This is a genomic window from Bradyrhizobium sp. Leo170 (assembly GCF_004296405.1).
Lineage (GTDB): Bacteria > Pseudomonadota > Alphaproteobacteria > Rhizobiales > Xanthobacteraceae > Bradyrhizobium.
Genome location: NZ_PSRR01000159.1, coordinates 1 through 18,120, shown reverse-complemented (window position 1 = coordinate 18,120; position 18,120 = coordinate 1). Strand labels below are relative to the sequence as shown.

Annotated in this window: 18 protein-coding genes and 1 pseudogene; 8 read left to right on the top strand and 11 right to left on the bottom strand. The window is 64.3% G+C overall.

The window, feature by feature from the left end; all coding sequences use genetic code 11:
* Window positions 1-285: 285 nt before the first annotated feature.
* The 6 genes from CWO89_RS24420 to napE form a co-directional block, all read right to left on the bottom strand.
* The gene (locus CWO89_RS24420; protein WP_130581261.1) at window positions 286-1,395 is read right to left on the bottom strand and encodes an ATP-dependent DNA helicase; all 1,110 of its coding nucleotides are present in this window, start codon (window positions 1,393-1,395) and stop codon (window positions 286-288) included.
* A gap of 112 nt (window positions 1,396-1,507) precedes the next feature.
* Window positions 1,508-2,143, bottom strand: a complete 636-nt coding sequence (locus tag CWO89_RS24415) for a NapC/NirT family cytochrome c (protein ID WP_130581260.1) — start codon at window positions 2,141-2,143, stop codon at window positions 1,508-1,510.
* Window positions 2,140-2,610 (bottom strand): nitrate reductase cytochrome c-type subunit, encoded by a 471-nt coding sequence (locus CWO89_RS24410; protein ID WP_165421319.1) that lies wholly within the window; start codon window positions 2,608-2,610, stop codon window positions 2,140-2,142. The genes CWO89_RS24415 and CWO89_RS24410 overlap by 4 nt, the downstream gene beginning before the upstream one ends.
* Complete coding sequence (gene napA / locus CWO89_RS24405) at window positions 2,607-5,120, bottom strand: periplasmic nitrate reductase subunit alpha (RefSeq protein ID WP_130581258.1); 2,514 nt, start codon at window positions 5,118-5,120, stop codon at window positions 2,607-2,609. The genes CWO89_RS24410 and napA overlap by 4 nt, the downstream gene beginning before the upstream one ends.
* A gap of 44 nt (window positions 5,121-5,164) precedes the next feature.
* Window positions 5,165-5,491, bottom strand: coding sequence for a chaperone NapD (locus tag CWO89_RS24400; RefSeq protein WP_130581257.1), 327 nt, complete (start codon window positions 5,489-5,491; stop codon window positions 5,165-5,167).
* A gap of 28 nt (window positions 5,492-5,519) precedes the next feature.
* Window positions 5,520-5,705, bottom strand: coding sequence for a periplasmic nitrate reductase, NapE protein (gene napE / locus CWO89_RS24395; RefSeq protein WP_130581256.1), 186 nt, complete (start codon window positions 5,703-5,705; stop codon window positions 5,520-5,522).
* Window positions 5,706-5,974: 269 nt separating this feature from the next.
* Here napE and CWO89_RS24390 point away from each other — a divergent pair, with 269 nt between their 5' ends.
* The 8 genes from CWO89_RS24390 (at window position 5,975) to CWO89_RS46100 (ending at window position 13,332) form a co-directional block, all read left to right on the top strand.
* The gene (locus CWO89_RS24390; RefSeq protein ID WP_130581255.1) at window positions 5,975-7,189 is read left to right on the top strand and encodes an LLM class flavin-dependent oxidoreductase; all 1,215 of its coding nucleotides are present in this window, start codon (window positions 5,975-5,977) and stop codon (window positions 7,187-7,189) included.
* Between the two features lie 374 nt (window positions 7,190-7,563).
* Entirely contained in the window at window positions 7,564-8,514 is a 951-nt protein-coding gene (locus tag CWO89_RS24385) for a sulfonate ABC transporter substrate-binding protein (protein ID WP_130581254.1), read from the top strand.
* A 24-nt stretch (window positions 8,515-8,538) separates the two neighbouring features.
* Complete coding sequence (locus CWO89_RS24380; protein WP_130581253.1) at window positions 8,539-9,492, top strand: sulfonate ABC transporter substrate-binding protein; 954 nt, start codon at window positions 8,539-8,541, stop codon at window positions 9,490-9,492.
* On the top strand, window positions 9,489-10,655 hold the full coding sequence (gene ssuD / locus CWO89_RS24375) for an FMNH2-dependent alkanesulfonate monooxygenase (protein ID WP_130581252.1): 1,167 nt from the start codon (window positions 9,489-9,491) through the stop codon (window positions 10,653-10,655). Before CWO89_RS24380 ends, ssuD begins: the two co-directional genes overlap by 4 nt.
* Window positions 10,652-11,458 (top strand): ABC transporter permease subunit, encoded by an 807-nt coding sequence (locus CWO89_RS24370; RefSeq protein ID WP_130581251.1) that lies wholly within the window; start codon window positions 10,652-10,654, stop codon window positions 11,456-11,458. Before ssuD ends, CWO89_RS24370 begins: the two co-directional genes overlap by 4 nt.
* Before the next feature lie 74 nt (window positions 11,459-11,532).
* A complete protein-coding gene (locus CWO89_RS24365) occupies window positions 11,533-12,381 on the top strand; it encodes an ATP-binding cassette domain-containing protein (protein WP_130581250.1) in 849 nt (282 codons plus the stop codon).
* 7 nt (window positions 12,382-12,388) lie between these two features.
* On the top strand, window positions 12,389-12,970 hold the full coding sequence (locus CWO89_RS24360; protein WP_130581249.1) for a flavin reductase family protein: 582 nt from the start codon (window positions 12,389-12,391) through the stop codon (window positions 12,968-12,970).
* A 197-nt stretch (window positions 12,971-13,167) separates the two neighbouring features.
* Window positions 13,168-13,332 (top strand): hypothetical protein, encoded by a 165-nt coding sequence (locus CWO89_RS46100; RefSeq protein WP_165421318.1) that lies wholly within the window; start codon window positions 13,168-13,170, stop codon window positions 13,330-13,332.
* Between the two features lie 95 nt (window positions 13,333-13,427).
* Here the strand turns inward: CWO89_RS46100 and flbD are convergent.
* From flbD to fliF, 5 genes and pseudogenes are all read right to left on the bottom strand, one after another.
* Window positions 13,428-14,812, bottom strand: a pseudogene (gene flbD / locus CWO89_RS24355) (sigma-54-dependent transcriptional regulator FlbD).
* A 48-nt stretch (window positions 14,813-14,860) separates the two neighbouring features.
* Window positions 14,861-15,211: a flagellar motor switch protein FliN gene (gene fliN / locus CWO89_RS24350; RefSeq protein ID WP_028165361.1), complete on the bottom strand. Its 351-nt coding sequence runs from the start codon at window positions 15,209-15,211 to the stop codon at window positions 14,861-14,863.
* 22 nt (window positions 15,212-15,233) lie between these two features.
* Complete coding sequence (locus CWO89_RS24345) at window positions 15,234-15,857, bottom strand: FliH/SctL family protein (protein ID WP_130581248.1); 624 nt, start codon at window positions 15,855-15,857, stop codon at window positions 15,234-15,236.
* Window positions 15,857-16,942, bottom strand: coding sequence for a flagellar motor switch protein FliG (gene fliG, locus CWO89_RS24340; RefSeq protein ID WP_028165359.1), 1,086 nt, complete (start codon window positions 16,940-16,942; stop codon window positions 15,857-15,859). Before fliG ends, CWO89_RS24345 begins: the two co-directional genes overlap by 1 nt.
* 1 nt (window position 16,943) lies before the next feature.
* Window positions 16,944-18,120: flagellar basal-body MS-ring/collar protein FliF (gene fliF / locus CWO89_RS24335; RefSeq protein WP_130581247.1), on the bottom strand; the 1,177-nt coding region annotated here is incomplete at its 5' end.

Here is an 18,120-nt window from a genome sequence, read left to right as displayed (position 1 = left end):
CGCGGCAGCGCCGAGCGACAGGCGGCGGAACGGGCGAGTGGACATGGTTTCCTCTTTGGATGGGAGGGCAGGGCCAGTCTAGAACGGAAGCAGGGTTTCGGAAATCGGGCGGTCTTCCCCTGGATGCCGAAGATACGGGGCAGGGACGGGGGTGTTACGGCCGGGTGGACACGAGTCCGTGAACCAGCCCCGTCATTGCGAGGAGCGGAGCGACGAAGCAATCCATGCCTCCGCAAGCGGAGACATGGATTGCTTCGCTTCGCTCGCAATGACGAGGGAGAAAGTTCACACCACCACGCTCAGCCGCTTCGCTGCCCGCGTGATGCCGGTGTACAGCCACCTTGCGCGGCTGTCCTGGAACGCGAAGCTTTCGTCGAACAGCACTACGTCGTCCCATTGTGAGCCCTGCGACTTGTGCACGGTGAGCACATAGCCGTAGTCGAACTCGTCGTAGGGCTTGCGCTGTTCCCAGGGGATGGTCTCGATCGCGCCGCCGAAGCATTCGCCGCGCACGGAGACCTTGGTGACCTTGTGGCCGAAATCCTCGTCCGGCATCACGCGCATGGTGATGATCTTGGATTTCGATTGCGCGCGCGCCTTCACGCGCCACAGGCCGCCATTGAACAGGCCCTTCTTGCGGTTGTTGCGCAGGCAGACCAGCTTGTCGCCGGCGACCGGCAAGGGATCCTCGATGTTCTGCCGCTGCCGCATCCGCATGTTGTAGGCGCGGCGGGTGTTGTTGCGGCCGACCAGCACCTGGTCGGCGTTCATGACGCGCGCCGGATCGAGCTCGTTGCGCGCCACCACCTCGCTCTCGCCGTGACGGCCGATCTCGAGCTCGCGGCCCTCGCGGATGTCCATCGACATCCGCACGATCGGATCGTCCTGCGCCTGGCGGTGCACCTCGGTCAGCATCGCGTCGGGCTCGGCATTGGTGAAGAAGCCGGCGCCCTGGATTGGCGGAAGCTGCGCGGGATCGCCGAGCACGAGCAGCGGACAGTCGAACGACATCAGGTCGCGGCCGAGCTCGGCGTCCACCATCGAGCACTCGTCGATCACGATCAGCTTGGCTTTCGATGCCGGCGCGTCGTCCCACAATTCGAACGTCGGCTGCTCGACGCCGGATTCGCGGGCGCGGTAGATCAGCGAATGAATCGTGGAGGCGCTCTCGCAACCCTTGTTGCGCATCACCAGCGCGGCCTTGCCGGTGAACGCCGCGAATTTCACCTCGCCGTCGACGCCTTCAGCGATGTGGCGGGCCAGCGTGGTCTTGCCGGTACCGGCATAGCCGAACAGGCGGAAGATCGGCGGCGTGCCGTTCCGGCCGGGTTTTGCCTTGAGCCAGTCGGCGACGGCTTGCAGCGCGGAATCCTGATGCGGCGTAAAGGTGGTCATGGGTCTCGGCGGAGGAGAGGACAAGCGGGCGACGCCCGCCGACTCGGTCTCTCAACCTAGCCATTCACGCTGCCGGCGCAAGGTGCCGGCTAGCCGCCCAGGACACCCAAACCTATTGCCAGCCGGGAACGCCGCGCATGTCCGGCAGATGGTGGGCGATGCCCTTGTGGCAATCGATGCAGGTCTTCTCGCCCGTGAACAGGAAACGCTGATGCGCCACGCTCGCCCGCGGCGACTGCTTCGTGATGTCCATCGATTGCGCGCTGTGGCAGTTGCGGCATTCGAGCGAATCATTGGCCTTGAACCGCGCCCATTCATGCAGCGCGAGCTCGAGCCGGTTGTCGACGAACTTGTCGCGGGTGTCGATGCTGCCGAAGAGATGGCCCCAGACTTCCTTGGAGGCCTGCATCTTGCGGGCGATCTTGTCGGTCCAGTTGTGCGGGACATGGCAGTCCGGGCAGGTCGCGCGCACGCCGGAGCGGTTGGTGAAGTGGATGGTGGACTTCAATTCGGCAAAGACGTTGTCACGCATCTCGTGACAGCCGGTGCAGAATTTTTCTGTGTTGGTCAGTTCCAGCGCGGTGTTGAAGCCGCCCCAGAAGATCACGCCGGCGACGAAGCCGGCAAGCACCAGCACCCCGAGCCCGAACACGGAGCTCGGCCGGATCAGTACGTTCCATAGTTCGAGGACAAAATTCCACGCCCGCGCAAACCAGCCTTGGCGGGGCGCCTTGTCGACGTCACTCATCGGCGGCCACCCGGCGCTGGGGGGTTCAGGATGCTGTCGATGTCGACGAAATCATTGGTCACTGGCGGCGTCGTGACGTTCTGCGGGACATGACACTCCGTGCAGAAATAGCGGCGCGGCGATACCGAGGCCAGGAACTGGCCGTCGCGGTCCATGAAGTGTGTGATGCTCACCATCGGCGCCTGCGATTCGCCGGTGCGGGCGCGGGCATGGCACGACAGGCATTTGTTGCCGTTCATGTCGACCTGGTAGCCGTCGATCGAGTGGGGGATCACCGGCGGCTGTTCCGGATAGTTGCGGATTTCCCGTTCCGCGGTGTTGCGCATCGGCGTCATCGGCGGCGCCGGTCCCTCCTCGTTGAGCGGAGTAGGACCGCGCAGGCCGGACGTGACGCCTTGCGCGAGCAGCGAGCTCGAAGCGGCGATGAGCGCGATGGCGAGAACGACGATAGCGGACTTTCCAATCATGTCGTCGTCACCTTCTCGATGCGCACGGCGCATTTCTTGTAGTCGGTCTGCAGCGAAATCGGATCGGTCGCGTCCAGCGTCACCTTGTTGATGAGCTTGGATTCATCGAACCAGGGCACGAACACCAGGCCGCGCGGTGGCTTGTCACGGCCGCGGGTCTCCAGCCGGACGCGGATGAAACCGCGGCGGGATTCCACCTTGACCTCATCGCCGCGGCGCAGCTTCAGCTCGGCGGCATCGTCGGGATGCATGAAGCAGACGGCTTCAGGGAATGCCCGGTAGAGCTCGGGAACGCGGCGGGTCATGGTGCCGGAGTGCCAATGCTCCAGCACGCGGCCGGTCGAGAGCCAGAACGGAAAGTCCTTGTCGGGCGATTCCGCCGGCGGCTCGTAGGGCAGCGCGAAAATCCGCGCCTTGCCGTCGGGGAAGCCGTAGAACTGAACGCCGGTGCCCTGCTGGACATAAGGGTCGAGCCCCTCGCGAAAACGCCAGCGGGTCTCCTGGCCGTTGACCACCGGCCAGCGCAATCCGCGGACCTGATGATAGGTGTCGTACGGCGCGAGGTCGTGGCCGTGGCCGCGGCCGAACGAGGCATATTCCTCGAACAGGCCCTTCTGGACATAGAAGCCGAAGGCCTTCGCCTCGTCATTGACGTAGCCGGCCTCGATGTCTGTGACTGGGAATTTGTCGACCTGGCCGTTGCGGTAGAGGATGTCGAACAGCGTCTTGCCGCGATACTCCGGCATCTTCGCGATCAAGTCTTCCGGCCAGACTTCCTCGACCTTGAAGCGCTTGGAGAACTCCATGAGCTGCCAGAGGTCCGAGCGCGCCTCGCCCGGCGCCGAGACCAGTTGGTGCCAGGTATGGGTGCGGCGTTCGGCATTGCCATAGGCGCCTTCCTTCTCCACCCACATCGCCGCCGGCAGGATGAGATCGGCTGCCAGCGCTGTCACGGTCGGATAGGCGTCCGACACCACGATGAAATTCTCCGGGTTGCGATAGCCGGGATAGGTCTCCTCGTTGCCGTTGGCGGCGGCCTGCAGGTTGTTGTTGACCTGGATCCAGTAGGCGTTGAGCAGCCCGTCCTTCAGCATCCGGTTCTGCAGCACGGCGTGATAGCCGGGCTTGTCGGGAATGGTGCCTTCCGGAAGCTTCCAGATATGCTCGGCCTTCGCGCGATGTTCCTTGTTGGTCACGACCATGTCGGCCGGCAAGCGGTGCGAGAAGGTGCCGACCTCGCGCGCGGTGCCGCAGGCCGATGGCTGCCCGGTCAGCGAGAACGGGCTGTTGCCGGGTTCGGAGATTTTTCCGGTCAGGAGGTGGATGTTGTAGACGAGGTTGTTGCACCAGACACCGCGGGTGTGCTGGTTGAAGCCCATGGTCCAGAAGCTTGTGACCTTGACCTTCGGATCGGCATAGAGCTCGGCGAGTGCTTCCAGCCGGTTGAGCGGGACGCCAGCCATGTCGGCCGCCTTCTCCAGCGTGTAGTCGGAGAGGAACTTGACGTATTCGTCATAGCTCATGTCCTGGGCATCGTTGGCCTTGGCGCGGCCGGTCGCCTTCTTCTCCAGCGGGTGGTCGGGCCGCAGGCCGTAGCCGATATCGGTCTGGCCGCGCTTGAACAGCGTGTGCTTGTTGACGAAATCCTTGTTCACCCGCCCGGTCTTGACGATGTGGTTGGCGATCGCGTTGAGCAGATAGAGGTCGGTCTGCGGCTTGAACACCAGTCCGATGTCGGCTAGATCGAACGAGCGGTGCTCGAAGGTGGAAAGCACGGCGACGCGCACATGCGGTGCGGAGAGGCGGCGGTCGGCAACCCGGGTCCACAGGATCGGGTGCATCTCGGCCATGTTCGAGCCCCACAGCACGAAGGCGTCGGCGGCCTCGATGTCGTCATAGCAGCCCATCGGCTCGTCGATGCCGAAAGTGCGCATGAAACCGACGGCGGCGGAGGCCATGCAATGCCGCGCATTGGGATCGATGTTGTTGGAACGGAAGCCGGCCTTGAACAGCTTTGATGCCGCATAGCCTTCGAAGATCGTCCACTGGCCGGAGCCGAACATGCCGATGCCATCAGGCCCGCGCTTCTTCAGCGCGGCCTTGAACTTCTCCGACATCACATCGAAGGCCTCGTCCCATGACACTTCGGTGAAATCGCCGTTCTTGTCGTACTTGCCGCCCTTCTTGCGCAGCATCGGCTTGGTCAGGCGATCATGGCCGTACATGATCTTGGAGAGGAAATAGCCCTTCACGCAGTTCAGGCCGCGGTTGACCTCCGACTTGATGTCGCCATGGGTGGCGACGACCCGGTTGTCCTTGGTCGCGACCATCACGCTGCAGCCGGTGCCGCAGAAGCGGCACGGCGCCTTGTCCCACTTCAGTTCGCTGTCGGCGCGCTCGGTGACGAGGTTGGCGGCACCTGCCGCAACCGGCATGCCTCCGGCGAGCGCCGCCATCGCGGCGGCTTCCAGTTTCAGGACCTGACGGCGATCCAGCTTGGAGGCGGTCATGGTGTTTCCTTCCCTTTGGTTGAGGGGCCTTCGATCGCGCAACATCAGGCAGCACCCGGATCGACGGCGTGGAACACGAGCGAGGCGGAATAGACGTTGGGCAGTGCGGAAATCGTGTTGAGCGTCGCGCCGAGCGAGCCCGCGTCGGGCGCATCCACGACGACCACGAGCTTTCCCTTCTCATCGCGACCGTAAATCTCGCAGCCGCGCAGCGCCGTGATCGCAGCTTCGGTGGCATCGAGCCGGTCAGGCCGGGTCTGCACGAGGATGCTGGCGATCTCGCCGCCGGGCGGCGGCACGACAGGGTCGGTTTGCAGGACGCGGCCCGTGATGAGCGCTCGGCGATCGATGGTGGTCTGAGCTCTGATCATGGCGGCTGTTCCTTGAGTGGTCGGCTGATCAATGTGGCGGGGGAGGGCCCGGCGGGCCCGCGATCATCTGATAGATCCACACGGCAAGGCCGTAGCTGCCCACCGTGGCCACGGCCAAAGCGGGCATCACAACTGCCGTGAGAAAAAGAAACGCGAAGATCTCCATGCGCCTACGGCGCGGCCTCGCGCGCGTATCGTCGCTGGTTGCCGACATAAGTCGTCTCGCTTCAATTCTGATTGTGTGGGGGAAGGCCTCGTTGCCTTCCTAAAAGCGGTAATACCGCCGGGACATTTTAGCACTGATCTAAATCAATGCGCGCCAACATTGTATGCGCGCGAAGCGGATTCGGCGGCGCCGCTACGGGCAGGGTTACTGTTTGGTTGCAGTGCGCGTGTTCCGCCATCCGGAATTGGCAAAGGCTGGACTTCGCGTCCCCCGGCAATACACTGCGGCAAACAAACAAGAAGTACGGGAGCGACGCCATGAAATTCGGCATCTTCTACGAGTTGCAACTGCCGCGTCCGTGGAACGAGGGCGACGAACTCAAGCTTTACCAGGACGCATTGGCGCAGCTCGAGACCGCCGACCGGCTCGGCTACGACTATGCCTGGGTCGTGGAACATCATTTTCTCGAGGAGTATTCGCACTCGCCGGCGCCGGAATCGTTCCTGGCTGCGGCAAGCCAGCGCACCCGGAGCATCCGGCTCGGGCACGGCATCCTGCAGCTCACGACCAACCATCCCGCGCGTGTCGCAGAGCGGGTGGCGGTCCTCGATCTCCTCAGTAACGGCCGTTGCGAGTTCGGCATGGGCGAGAGCGCTTCGATCACCGAACTGACGCCGTTCGGCCGCGACATGGAGACCAAGCGGGAGGTGTTCGAAGAGGCGGTCGCGGCGATCTTCCCGATGTTCACCAAGGTCGGCACCGAGCATCACGGCAAATATTTCGACATCCCCCTGCGCAACGTGGTGCCGAAGCCGGTGCAGAAGCCGCATCCGCCGCTCTGGATGGCGTGCTCGCAATTGCCGACCATCGAGCGCGCCGGTCAGCATGGATTCGGCGCGCTCGGCTTTCAGTTCGTCAGCGCGGACGCGGCGCATGCCTGGGTGCACGCATATTACAATGCGATCACCAAGCGGCTGAAGAAGCTTGCCGACTACCGGATCAATCCGAACATGGCGCTGGTGTCGTTCTTCATGTGCGCCAAGACGGACGAGGAAGCGCGCGCCCGTGCCGACGGCGCCACCTTCTTCCAGTTCGCACTGCGCTACTATGGCGCGTCGCAGAATCGGCAGCGGCCGGCACCCGGCACCGTCAACATGTGGGACGAATACAACAGGTGGAAGCGCGACAATCCGGAAGCGCAGGAAGCTGCATTGCGCGGCGGTCTGATCGGATCGCCTGAAACCATCCGCAAGAAGCTGCGCCGCTTCCGCACCTCGCACATCGACCAGGTGATCCTGCTCAATCAAGCCGGCAAGAACACGCATGAACACATCTGCGATTCGCTCGAATTGTTCGCCAGGGAAGTGATGCCGGAGTTCCAGCACGATCCCGAACACGATGCGTGGAAGCAAGGCGTGATGAGCGGCGAGATCAAGCTCGAGGAAATCGACACCGAAGCGTTCAGGGATCGTTACGGCAAACTATCGATCAACCCTGGTTCGCAGGCGGAGAAAGCAGCAGCGAGCGGCTGACGAGATTCTAGGCAGCTCCCCCGTCATGCCCGCCAACGGGTCGGCGCGAAGCGCCGCCCGATGACAGGCTCCGGCGGGCATCCAGTACTCCGCGGCATCTCGGCCAATGCTCCGGCGCTGGTGGTTACTGGATCGTCCGCCTTCGCGGACGATGACAGCGGAGAGCTGCTGCTCGCATCATGATTTCGTGAAGAAAATATTTCGCTACGCACAGTCTGCGCCTTAAAAGAAACCGCGCGTCCGGTGCCCGCATGGCAGTGCGGGCATCGCTATTTTTTCGGGGTCCTCGACAGCCTCATTCGCGCCCCCCATCATTCCCTCACGTCGCATGATAGCGCGCCGATAACGCGCTCGATCGTCAGGAGAATTTTGTGATGAAGCGCCGCGAGTTCCTCAAGTTGTCGCTCGGCTCTGCAGCCGTCGCTGCGCTGCCGTTGCGCGCGCGGGCCGAAGCGGCGGTGAAGGAAATTCGTATCGGCTATCAGAAGAACGGCGTGTTGGTTATCGCGCGGCAGCGCGCGACTTTGGAAGATCATTTCAAGTCGGCCGGCATCGAGGTGAAATGGGTCGAGTTCTCGTCGGGTCCGCCGATGATGGAAGCCATGAACGTCGGCAGCGTCGATTTCGGTGCGGTCGGCGACTCGCCGCCGGTGTTTGCGCAAGCTGCCGGTGCGGCGATCGTTTATGCCGCCGGCCAGCCCATTACGAACGGCCAGGGCATCCTGGTGCCGCAGAATTCGGCCATCCGCACGATCGCCGATCTCAAGGGCAAGCGCCTCGGCTTCACCAAGGGTTCCAGCGCCCACAACATCGTGGTGCAGACGCTGGAAAAGGCCGGTCTCATTTATAGCGACATCACCCCGGTCTATCTGACGCCGCCCGACGCGGGACCGGCGTTCGCCAATGGCAGCATCGACGCCTGGGCGATCTGGGATCCTTATTTCGCGATCGGCGAGACCAAGCAGAACGGCCGCATCCTGGTCAACGCCCATGAGATCACCAAGACCAACTCGTTCTTCATCGCCAACCGTGACTTCGCGAGGAATCACGGACCTGTGCTGCAACAGATTATCGACGTCCTCGCGTCAACGGCGAATTGGGCCGAGGCGCACCGCGACGAGGTCGCGAAATCGCTGAGCACCGTCACCGGAATCCCGCTGGATATCCAGACCATCGCCGCCAATCGGGCCGCGTTCAGGATCGGACCCGTCACCGACGATATCGTTGCGACCCAGCAGGGCGTGGCCGACCGCTTCTTCAAGCTCGGGCTGATCCCGAAAGAGATCGCGATCCGCGACATCGTCTGGCGCAATCCCCAGAGCTGAGTTCATTTCCACGCAGAGGTCATTATGCGACGTATCATTCAACGCTGGATCACCAGCGCGGTGCTATCAGTCAGCATCGTCGCCGCCGCCGTCAGTGCGTCGTACGGACAGGAGAAGACCGTCCGCATCGGCTTCCAGAAATACGGCAAGCTGGTCCTGCTCAAGAGCAAGGGCACGCTCGAGGAGAAATTAAAAGCGATCGGCTACAAGGTGGTGTGGACCGAATTCCCGTCCGGCCCGCCGCTGCTCGAAGCGCTCAATGTCGGCGCGATCGATTTCGGCAACACCGGCGAAGCACCGCCGATCTTCGCGCAGGCGGCCGGTGCGCCCATCCAATATGTCGCCTATGAGCCGCCGGCGCCGAAAGGCGAGGCGATCCTGGTGCCGAAGGACAGCCTGCTGAAGTCGGTCGCCGACCTCAAGGGCAAGAAGGTCGCGCTGAACAAGGGCTCGAACGTCCACTATCTCCTGGTGAAGGCCCTGGAGAAAGCCGGCGTCAAATATTCCGAGATCGAGCCGGTGTTTCTCGCGCCCGCCGATGCGCGCGCGGCCTTCGAGCGCGGCGCGGTCGATGCCTGGGTGATCTGGGATCCGTTCCAGGCCGCGGCGGAAGCTGCGACCGGCGCGCGCACGCTCGCCGACGGCACCGGCATCGTCTCGAACTACCAATTCTACTTTTCCTCGAAGAAGTTCCTGGAGAGCGATGCGAAGATCGTCGATCTCGTGCTCGCGCAACTGAGCGAGGTCGATGACTGGGCCAAGGGCGACATCCATGCGGTTGCCGAGCAGCTCGCGCCGTCGATCGGCCTTTCGGTGCCGGTGGTCGAGGTTGCGTTGAAGCGCCAGTCCTACGGCATCAAGCCGCTCACCGATTCCGTGATCGCCGACCAGCAGCAGGTGGCGGACACGTTCTTTGCCCTCGGCCTGTTGCCGAAAGCCATCAAGATTTCAGACGTCGCGCGGAGGTCCGGATCGTGACTAAACAACCCAACGCCAACATCCTCTGGTTCCTGCCGACCCATGGCGACGGCCGTTATCTCGGCACCTCCATCGGCGGACGCGAGGTGAACTTCAGCTATCTGCGCCAGATCGCGCAGGCCGCCGATCAGCTCGGCTATTACGGCGTGCTGTTGCCGACCGGGCGAAGCTGCGAGGACTCCTGGGTGGTCGCTTCCGCGGTCGCGCCGCAGACCGAGCGGCTGCGCTATCTGGTGGCAGTGCGGCCCGGCCTGCAGTCGCCTGCCGTCGCCGCCCGCATGACCGCGACGCTGGACCGGCTCTCGAACGGACGGCTCTTGATCAACGTCGTCACCGGCGGCGATCCCGTCGAGAACAAGGGTGATGGTATCTTCCTGGCGCACGACGAGCGCTACGAGGTGACGCGCGAGTTCCTCAACGTCTATAACGACCTGCTTGCCGGCAAGACGGTCAATGTCGAGGGCAAGCACATCCGCATCGAGGACGGGCGGCTGCTGTTCCAGCCGGTCCAGTCGCCGCGGCCGCCGCTCTATTTCGGTGGCTCCTCGGACGCCGGCATTGATGTCGCGGTGGATACTGTCGACAAATATCTCACCTGGGGCGAGCCGCCGGAGCAGGTTGCGGAGAAGATCGCGCGCGTGAAGGCGGTTGCCGACAAGCGCGGCCGGAAGATCTCCTTCGGCATCCGCCTGCACGTGATCGTGCGCGAGACCAATGCGGAAGCCTGGAAGGCCGCGGACGAGTTGATCCAGTACGTCACCGACGACACGGTGGCGGCGGCGCAGAAGATTTTCTCGCGCATGGACTCGGTCGGTCAGCAGCGCATGGCAGAGCTGCATGGCGGCCGCCGCGACAAGCTCGAGATCAGCCCTAACCTGTGGGCGGGCGTTGGCCTCGTGCGCGGTGGCGCAGGCACCGCACTGGTCGGCGATGCCCAGACGGTGGCGGCGCGGATCAAGGAGTATCAGGATCTCGGCATCGATACCTTCATCATGTCGGGCTACCCGCATCTCGAAGAAGCCTATCGCTTCGCCGAACTGGTGTTCCCGCTGCTCTCGCTCAAGCGGCCAGACAATGTGACGCCGATCCGCGTCAACACCGGGCCGTTCGGCGAGACCATCGGCAACGACTATCGGCCGCAAAAGCAGGTATCGGAATCATGAGCCTCATCGATAGCCTCACGCGCGTCCGCGCGCCCAAATTGCCGCGCGCCGACGGCCTGATCCCCTGGATCGTGCCGCTGGCCATCATCCTGATCTGGCAGCTCGCCTGCGTTACCGGTTTTGTGCCCGCGCGCGTGCTGCCGGCGCCGACCGATGTCGCGCTGGCTGGATGGAAGCTCTTGTTGTCAGGCGAGTTGATCCGCAACATCTGGGTCAGCTTCTGGCGCGCCAGCATCGGCTTTCTGATCGGCGGCGGCATCGGCTTTGCTTTCGGCCTCGCCAACGGCCTGTCGCAACTCTCGGCGAAACTGACCGACACCACGCTGCAGATGGTGCGCAATATCCCGCACTTGGCGCTGATCCCGCTGGTCATCCTGTGGTTCGGGATCGACGAGTCCGCAAAACTGTTCCTGGTGGCGCTCGGCGTATTCTTCCCGATCTATCTCAACACGCTGCACGGCATCCGCACCGTGGATCCGCAACTGATCGAGATGGGCCGCATCTATGGCATGACTGACGGTGAATTGTTCCGCCGCGTGATCTTCCCGGGCGCGCTGCCATCGATCTTCGTGGGCCTGCGCTTTGCGCTCGGCATCATGTGGCTGACCTTGATCGTGGCCGAGACCATCGCGGCGTCCTCGGGCCTCGGCTACATGGCGATGCAGGCGCGCGAATTCATGCTGATCGATGTCGTCGTGCTTTCGATCCTGATCTACGCCCTGCTTGGCAAGCTCGCCGACAGCGCTTCGCGCGCGCTGGAGCGGCTGACGTTGTCCTGGCACCCGGCCTTCCAGAAACATTGAGCCCTTTACTTTGACGCGTTTTCTTCACGCGAACCGGTATCCACTTCGCTCGAAAACGCTATGGAGAACAAAATATGCAGGAAGTCCTTCGTTTTCGCCCGCTCGGTGCTGAGGCCGTCGCGCGCGAGGATTTTGTCGAGGAGGCGCGCCAATTTCGCCGTGCTCCCGACGTGCCGTCGCGCGGGCTGTCACTGACCATCCGCGGCTTGCGCAAATCGTTCGGCGACAATGAGGTGCTGCGCGGAATCGACCTGCACATTCCTGCCGGCCAGTCCGTCGCGATCGTCGGCCGCAGCGGCTGCGGCAAGAGCACATTGTTGCGGCTGATCGCGGGGCTGGAGAAGCCGACTGCCGGCAGCATCAGTTTCGGCGAGCAGGCGCGCGCCGAGGATATCCGCGTGATGTTCCAGGAGCCGCGGCTCCTGCCCTGGGCGCGTGTGCTGTCGAACGTCGAAGTCGGCCTCGGTCGCGAGCGGTCGTCCGCGGATGCGCAGGCGCGCGCCGAGAAGGCGCTGGTCGAGGTCGGTCTCGGCGACAAGCGCGGGCAATGGCCTTCGGTGCTCTCGGGCGGCCAGAAACAGCGCGTCGCGCTGGCCCGCGCGCTGGTCAGCCAGCCCCGGGTGCTCGCGTTCGACGAGCCGCTCGGCGCGCTCGACGCGCTGACGCGGATCTCGATGCAGCGGCTGCTCGAGCAGGTCTGGCGCGATCAGGGCTTCACCGCGATCCTGGTGACGCATGACGTCTCGGAAGCGGTGGCGCTGGCCGACCGGGTGCTGGTCATTGAAAACGGCCGCATCGCGCACGATTTCAATGTCGACATCGCGCGCCCGCGCGAGCGCGGCTCGGCCGAACTCGCGGCACTCGAGGGCGCGATCCTGAAGAATCTGCTGGAAGGCACCGAAGACAGTTCCGATGATCTGTGAGGCCCGCATGAACCCCGCCGTCCGCGACATCGCGATCGATCCCGTGGTCACCTCCGACGAGTTTCGCGGCGCCATGCGCCATCTGACCGGCGGGGTCAGCGTCATCACGGCGGGGCGCGGCAAGGACATCTCCGGGATGACGGTGACTTCCGTCTCCTCGTTGTCGGTCGAGCCGGCCTCGCTGATCGTGAGCCTCAATCGCGCCGCCTCGTCCTGGCCGCTGGTCAAGCGCCACGGCGTTTTCGGCGTGAACATCCTGAGCTCGGACCAGGTCGAGATCGCCGAGCGCTTCACCGGTAAAGGCGGGCTGAAAGGCGCCGAGCGCTTTGCCGGCGCCCAATGGACGACGCGCGCCTCCGGCGTGCCGCTTCTGGTCGGCGCGCTGGCGGCGATCGATTGCGAGGTCGAAGACATCCTGGAGCGTCATTCGCATGCGATCGTCATCGGGCGCGTGCTCGATGTGCAGGTCTCCTCGCGCACCGCGGCGCTCGCCTATTGGCAGGGCCGCTATGTCGCCGTCGATCAAGATGAGGATGCGGCCAAGCTGGCCGATGTCAGCGTGCCCACGCGCGGCGTGCATCTGCGCTGACATCAGCTCGTAGCCCGGGTGGAGCGGAACGCGCAACCCGGGACTCCGCGTCGGCGGTCAGGGGCGGTCCCGGGTTGCTCTTGCGCTTCACCCGGGCTACTTGTTCTGGGAACGATGACGCCAGCCGTGGCGTTTTGTCTCCTCGCGCAATAGAAGGCATCGGTCTTTATCTATTGCCGGAAGGAACGAAGCGCGTCATGGGCTTGATGAAACGTCTTGCAACCTGGGTCTTCTACGGCATCGGTGCGCTCGCGATCGCCTATCTCGCGCTCTATGCCTATGTCGCCTTCACCGGGCGTGACTTTACGCCCGGCGACCCCATTCACATTTTCCGAAAACCCGACGCGCCGAGTTATTCGTAGCTCCAGGCGTCATTGCGAGCGCAGCGAAGCAATCCATGGCTCCGCGTGTGGCACGATGGATTGCTTCGCTTCGCTCGCAATGACGGTGATGACGACTACCCCGTCGTCGCCAATCGCTGGTAGTCGGGGGTGCCAGATCCAGCCGGCGGGATCGGCAAGCCGCCATCGGCATATTCGTTGAGCTTGTTGCGCAGCGTGCGGATCGAAATGCCGAGGATGTTGGCGGCATGGGTGCGGTTGCCGAGGCAGTGCTTCAGCGTCTCCAGGATCAGGTCGCGCTCGACGTCGGCAACGGTGCGGCCGACCAGCGCGCGCGTCACCTGCTCGGCGGCGAGGGTGGCGTGAGCGACCGCCGGCGCGGTCCGGGCGAGGTCGAGGCGGTCGCCGTCCGGGGTCACGATGGCCTCGGGGCCGATCTCGTCGCCCTGCGCCATCAGCACGGAACGGTGGATGGTGTTTTCGAGCTCGCGGACATTGCCCGGCCAGCGGTTCGTGGTCAGCACCCACCGTGCCTCGGCCGACAGCGGCCGCGCCGGCACGCCGTTGGCCTCGGCGTATTTCTTCGCGAAATGCTGCGCCAGCTCGAGGATGTCGCCGGCCGGTCGCGCAGCGGCGGGATCTTCAGGTTGACGACATTGAGGCGGAACAAGAGGTCCTCGCGGAAGGTGCCGGCGCGCACCGCGTCCGCGAGATTGCGGTTCGAGGTCGCGATGATACGGATGTCGACCGGCACCGGCTTGGTACCGCCGACGCGGTCGATCACGCGCTCCTGGATCGCGCGCAGCAATTTCGATTGCAGCCGCACGTCCATTTCCGAGATTTCATCGAGCAACAGCGTGCCGCCGGTCGCTTCCTCGAACTTGCCGATACGACGGGCGATTGCGCCGGTGAACGCGCCCTTCTCGTGGCCGAATAATTCGGATTCCAGGAGATGCTCGGGGATCGCGGCGCAATTGATCGAGATGAAGGGACGCTTGGCGCGTGTCGAGCGGGAATGGACGTAGCGCGCCAGCACTTCCTTGCCGGTGCCGGACTCGCCGGTTATCATCACGGAGGCGTGCGAGCCCGCGATCTGCTGCGCCAGCTTGATCACCCGGCCCATGGCTTCGTCGCGATAGACGAGATCGCGGGAGTCATTTGCGACCGCGGCGAGCACGGCGGCGATCAGCTCCGGCTCGGGCGGCAGCGGGATGTATTCCTTGGCGCCGGCGCGGATCGCCGCCACCGCGGCGCGGGCATCGTTGGAGATGCCGCAGGCGACGATCGGCACGTGGATGTGCTCGGCTTCCAATCGCATCACAAGGTCGCGGATGTCGAGGGCGACATCGACCAGCAGCAGGTCGGCGCCCTTGCCGCTGCGCAACACCGCCATCGCCTGCTCGTTGCCTTCCGCGTGCGTCACGGAGGCACCGTTGTCCATCGCGATCTTGGTGGCGGTCGTGAGCTGCCCCCTCAGGGTGCCGACGATGAGAAGCCGCATGAGTGTCTCCTGTCTCCCGCGCGTCCGTCGCGCGCATCCGTTAGGAAGTTAGCTACGCTCTGCCTTGATGATTTCGGTCATGGTCACGCCGAGCTTGTCTTCGACTAGTACCACTTCGCCGCGCGCCACCAGGCGGTTGTTGACATAGATGTCGATGGCTTCGCCGACCCGGCGGTCGAGTTCGAGCACGGTGCCAGGGCCGAGCTTCAGGAGCTGGCCGACATCCATCTTGGAGCGGCCGAGCACGGCCGAGACCTGCACCGGCACGTCGAAGACGGCTTCCAGGTCGGAGGCGATGCGCGAAGCGTGTTCGTCCTCGTTATAGCCCACATCGTCGTCCCTTGGCGCGTCCGCCGAGTTGAGGTCGGGGAGCGGGACATGTGTGTCGGTGTCACTCATCGTCGATCCTTTGGCTCAATCCTCATGGCCGTTGGTCACGGGACGCCATGTAGCGTCCGACAAGTTCGTTGATCTTGGCTTCGATCGTCGCGCGTTCCAGCACGATGCCGCCGTCGGCCCATTCGATCCTGCAGTCGCCGGTCGCGATTGTCGGCTCGGCCAGGATCACGAGGCGGCCCTGAAATCCGCTCTGTGTGGCCAGCCGCTCGATCTTTTCGCGCGCGCCCTCGTAGAGCGCATCATTGATGCGGACGACGATGTGAGGGGTCGAGACCAGATGCGAGAAGCAGTCGGAGACCAGCGCCGTGATCTCGCCAAGCGGTTCGCGCGCGATCATTTCGGCGCACAATTTGCGCGCGACCGAGACCGCGACGTCGACTGCTTCGGTCTCCATCCGCGCTTCGATGCCGGAAAAGCGTGACGCGATGTTCTTGATCGCAAGCCCGATCTCCTCCAGCGCGAGCGCGGCGCGGCGGTCGTTCTCCACCTTCGCCTCGCGCTGGGCGGCATCGTAGCCGTTGCGATAGGCGCGCGCCTCGGCTTCCGCGACCTTCTGGGCGATCTCGGCGGCGGTTGCGGCACGCTCACGCGACTTGGCGGGCGCCGAGAAGTCGGTATCGAACAGGAATTTTGCGGGCGCGGCCATCAGTACACCAGTTCGTCGTCGGCACGATTCTTGGTCAGCATGATCTCGCCCTTGGCGGCGAGATCCTTGGCGAGATTGACGAGCAGCGCCTGCGCCTCGTCGACGTCGCGCAGGCGCACCGGTCCCATCGCCGCCATGTCATCCATCAGCATCTTGCCGGCGCGCGAGGACATGTTGCCCAGGAAGAAGTTGCGGACCTCCTCATTGGCGCTCTTCAGCGCGATGCCGAGCTTCTCCTTGTCGACATGGCGCATCAACGTCTGGGCCGAGCCGGAATCGAGCTTGACCAGGTCGTCGAAGGTAAACATCAGCGCCTTGATGCGTTCGGCGGATTCGCGGTTTTCCTCTTCCAGCGAGGTGATGAAGCGCGTTTCGGTCTGGCGGTCGAAATTGTTGAAGATCTCGGCCATCACCTCATGGGCGTCGCGGCGGCGGGTCTGTGACAGATTCGACATGAACTCGGTGCGCAGCGTCTGCTCGACGCGCTCGATCACTTCCTTCTGCACCGCCTCCATCCGCAGCATGCGGCCGACGACATCGAGCGCGATGTCCTCGGGCAGGATCGCCAGCACGCGCGCGGCGTGCTCGGACTTCAGCTTCGACAGCACCACGGCGATGGTCTGCGGATATTCATTCTTGAGGTAATTGGCGAGCACCTCTTCCTGGACGTTGGAGAGCTTCTCCCACATGTTGCGGCCCGCGGGCCCGCGGATCTCGTCCATGATGCCGGAGACGCGGTCGGCCGGCAGATATTGCTGTAAGAGCCGCTCGGTAGCGTCGAAATTGCCCATCAGTGCGCCCGAGGCCGACATCCGCGAGACGAATTCGAGCAAGAGGTCCTCGACCACGTCGGCCTCCACAGTGCCCAGCGTCGACATCGCCATCGACAGTTCGCGTACCTCGTCGTCATCGAGCAACGACCACACCTTGCCGCCGTATTTTTCGCCGAGCGCCAGCATCAGGATCGCCGCGCGCTTCGGGCCGGAGATCGGCTTGCTCTTCGGGCGGTCGCCCTGACGGCTCGACAGCGTCGATATGACGCTTGTGATGTCGTTGGCGTTCGCGGTTTGCGGGACGCTGGCCATCTCAGGTCTCCGCAGGCTCGGTCAGCCATTGGCGAACAATGGAGACGGTTTCGTTCGGATTGCGTTCGGCCAGTTCGCCCACGCGGTTCACGGCCTGGGCATGGACCTGGCCCTGGATCTGGGCGACGTCGATCATGTGCGCGGCGCCGCCGCCGGTCAGGAGCGCCTGACCCTGTCCGCCTTCGCTGCCGGCCTGCGCGCTGGCGTCGGCCAGCGCGGGCACCGAGGCCTCGGCGCGGCCGGGTACGACCTCGTTGGCCAGGATGCGCTTCACGAGCGGGCGGATCACCATGAACAGCACGACCAGGCCAAGCAGCATCATCACGCCGAGCTCGATCACATACATCACGTCGTCCTTGGTGAACTGCAGCATGCCGAGGAGGCCGGTGGGCTCGTTGAGCGGGGCGACCGAGGGGCCCTCGGCAAAGCGCAGGTTGACGACCTCGACCTGATCGCCGCGCTTCTGGTCGAAACCGATCGCCGAGCGCACCAGGGCGGCGATGCGGTCGAGCTGCTCCTTGGGACGGTCCTGGTAGACCATCTCGCCCTTTTCGTTCTTGGCGTAGCTGCCGTCGACGAGGACGGCGACCGAGATGCGGTTGACGCGGCCGGCTTCGGTCACCTCGGTCTTGGTGGTGCGGGAGATCTCGTAATTGTTGGTCTCCTCGCTCTTCTTGCTCTGGTCGCGGGCGCGCGCGGCATTGTCCTGGTTCTGGTTGCCGGGCAGCTCGTTGTTGACCGTGACCTGGCCGCTATTGTCGGCGGAGAGGCTGGATTCCTCCCGGGTCTGGCTCGAGCGCAGCACGCGCCCTTCGGGGTCGAACTTGTCGGAGGTCTGGGTGATCTTGTTGTAGTCGAAATCGGCGGAGAGCTGGACGCGGGCGCGGCCCTGGCCGACCACGGAGGACACGATGTCCTCGACCTGCTTGCGCATCCGCTTCTCGAAGGCGGCGCGGCGCTCGTCGCCGACGGCGTTGTCGGCATCGCTGGTGGCGCCGTCGGCGAGCAATTGGCCGGCCTCGTCGACGATCGAGACCCGCTGCGGCTTCAGCCCGTTGACGGCGGAGGCGACCACGTGGCGGATGGCGCGGATCTGCTGCGGTTCGAGGGTGCCGCGCACCCGCACCACGATGGAAGCGGACGGCTCGGGCGTCTCGCGCGAGAACAGCGGCCGCTCC

Coding starts and splice junctions, on each gene's coding strand:
- napA (WP_130581258.1), bottom strand. CDS start 5,120: ATGACCGCCTCCAAGCTGGATCGCCGTCAGGTCCTGAAACTGGAAGCC.
- fliN (WP_028165361.1), bottom strand. CDS start 15,211: ATGAGTGACACCGACACACATGTCCCGCTCCCCGACCTCAACTCGGCG.
- CWO89_RS24400 (WP_130581257.1), bottom strand. CDS start 5,491: ATGATCAGAGCTCAGACCACCATCGATCGCCGAGCGCTCATCACGGGC.
- fliG (WP_028165359.1), bottom strand. CDS start 16,942: ATGGCCAGCGTCCCGCAAACCGCGAACGCCAACGACATCACAAGCGTC.
- CWO89_RS24415 (WP_130581260.1), bottom strand. CDS start 2,143: ATGAGTGACGTCGACAAGGCGCCCCGCCAAGGCTGGTTTGCGCGGGCG.
- CWO89_RS24385 (WP_130581254.1), top strand. CDS start 7,564: ATGAAGCGCCGCGAGTTCCTCAAGTTGTCGCTCGGCTCTGCAGCCGTC.
- CWO89_RS24410 (WP_165421319.1), bottom strand. CDS start 2,610: ATGATTGGAAAGTCCGCTATCGTCGTTCTCGCCATCGCGCTCATCGCC.
- CWO89_RS24390 (WP_130581255.1), top strand. CDS start 5,975: ATGAAATTCGGCATCTTCTACGAGTTGCAACTGCCGCGTCCGTGGAAC.
- napE (WP_130581256.1), bottom strand. CDS start 5,705: ATGTCGGCAACCAGCGACGATACGCGCGCGAGGCCGCGCCGTAGGCGC.
- CWO89_RS24365 (WP_130581250.1), top strand. CDS start 11,533: ATGCAGGAAGTCCTTCGTTTTCGCCCGCTCGGTGCTGAGGCCGTCGCG.
- CWO89_RS46100 (WP_165421318.1), top strand. CDS start 13,168: ATGGGCTTGATGAAACGTCTTGCAACCTGGGTCTTCTACGGCATCGGT.
- CWO89_RS24360 (WP_130581249.1), top strand. CDS start 12,389: ATGAACCCCGCCGTCCGCGACATCGCGATCGATCCCGTGGTCACCTCC.
- CWO89_RS24370 (WP_130581251.1), top strand. CDS start 10,652: ATGAGCCTCATCGATAGCCTCACGCGCGTCCGCGCGCCCAAATTGCCG.
- CWO89_RS24345 (WP_130581248.1), bottom strand. CDS start 15,857: ATGGCCGCGCCCGCAAAATTCCTGTTCGATACCGACTTCTCGGCGCCC.
- CWO89_RS24420 (WP_130581261.1), bottom strand. CDS start 1,395: ATGACCACCTTTACGCCGCATCAGGATTCCGCGCTGCAAGCCGTCGCC.
- CWO89_RS24380 (WP_130581253.1), top strand. CDS start 8,539: ATGCGACGTATCATTCAACGCTGGATCACCAGCGCGGTGCTATCAGTC.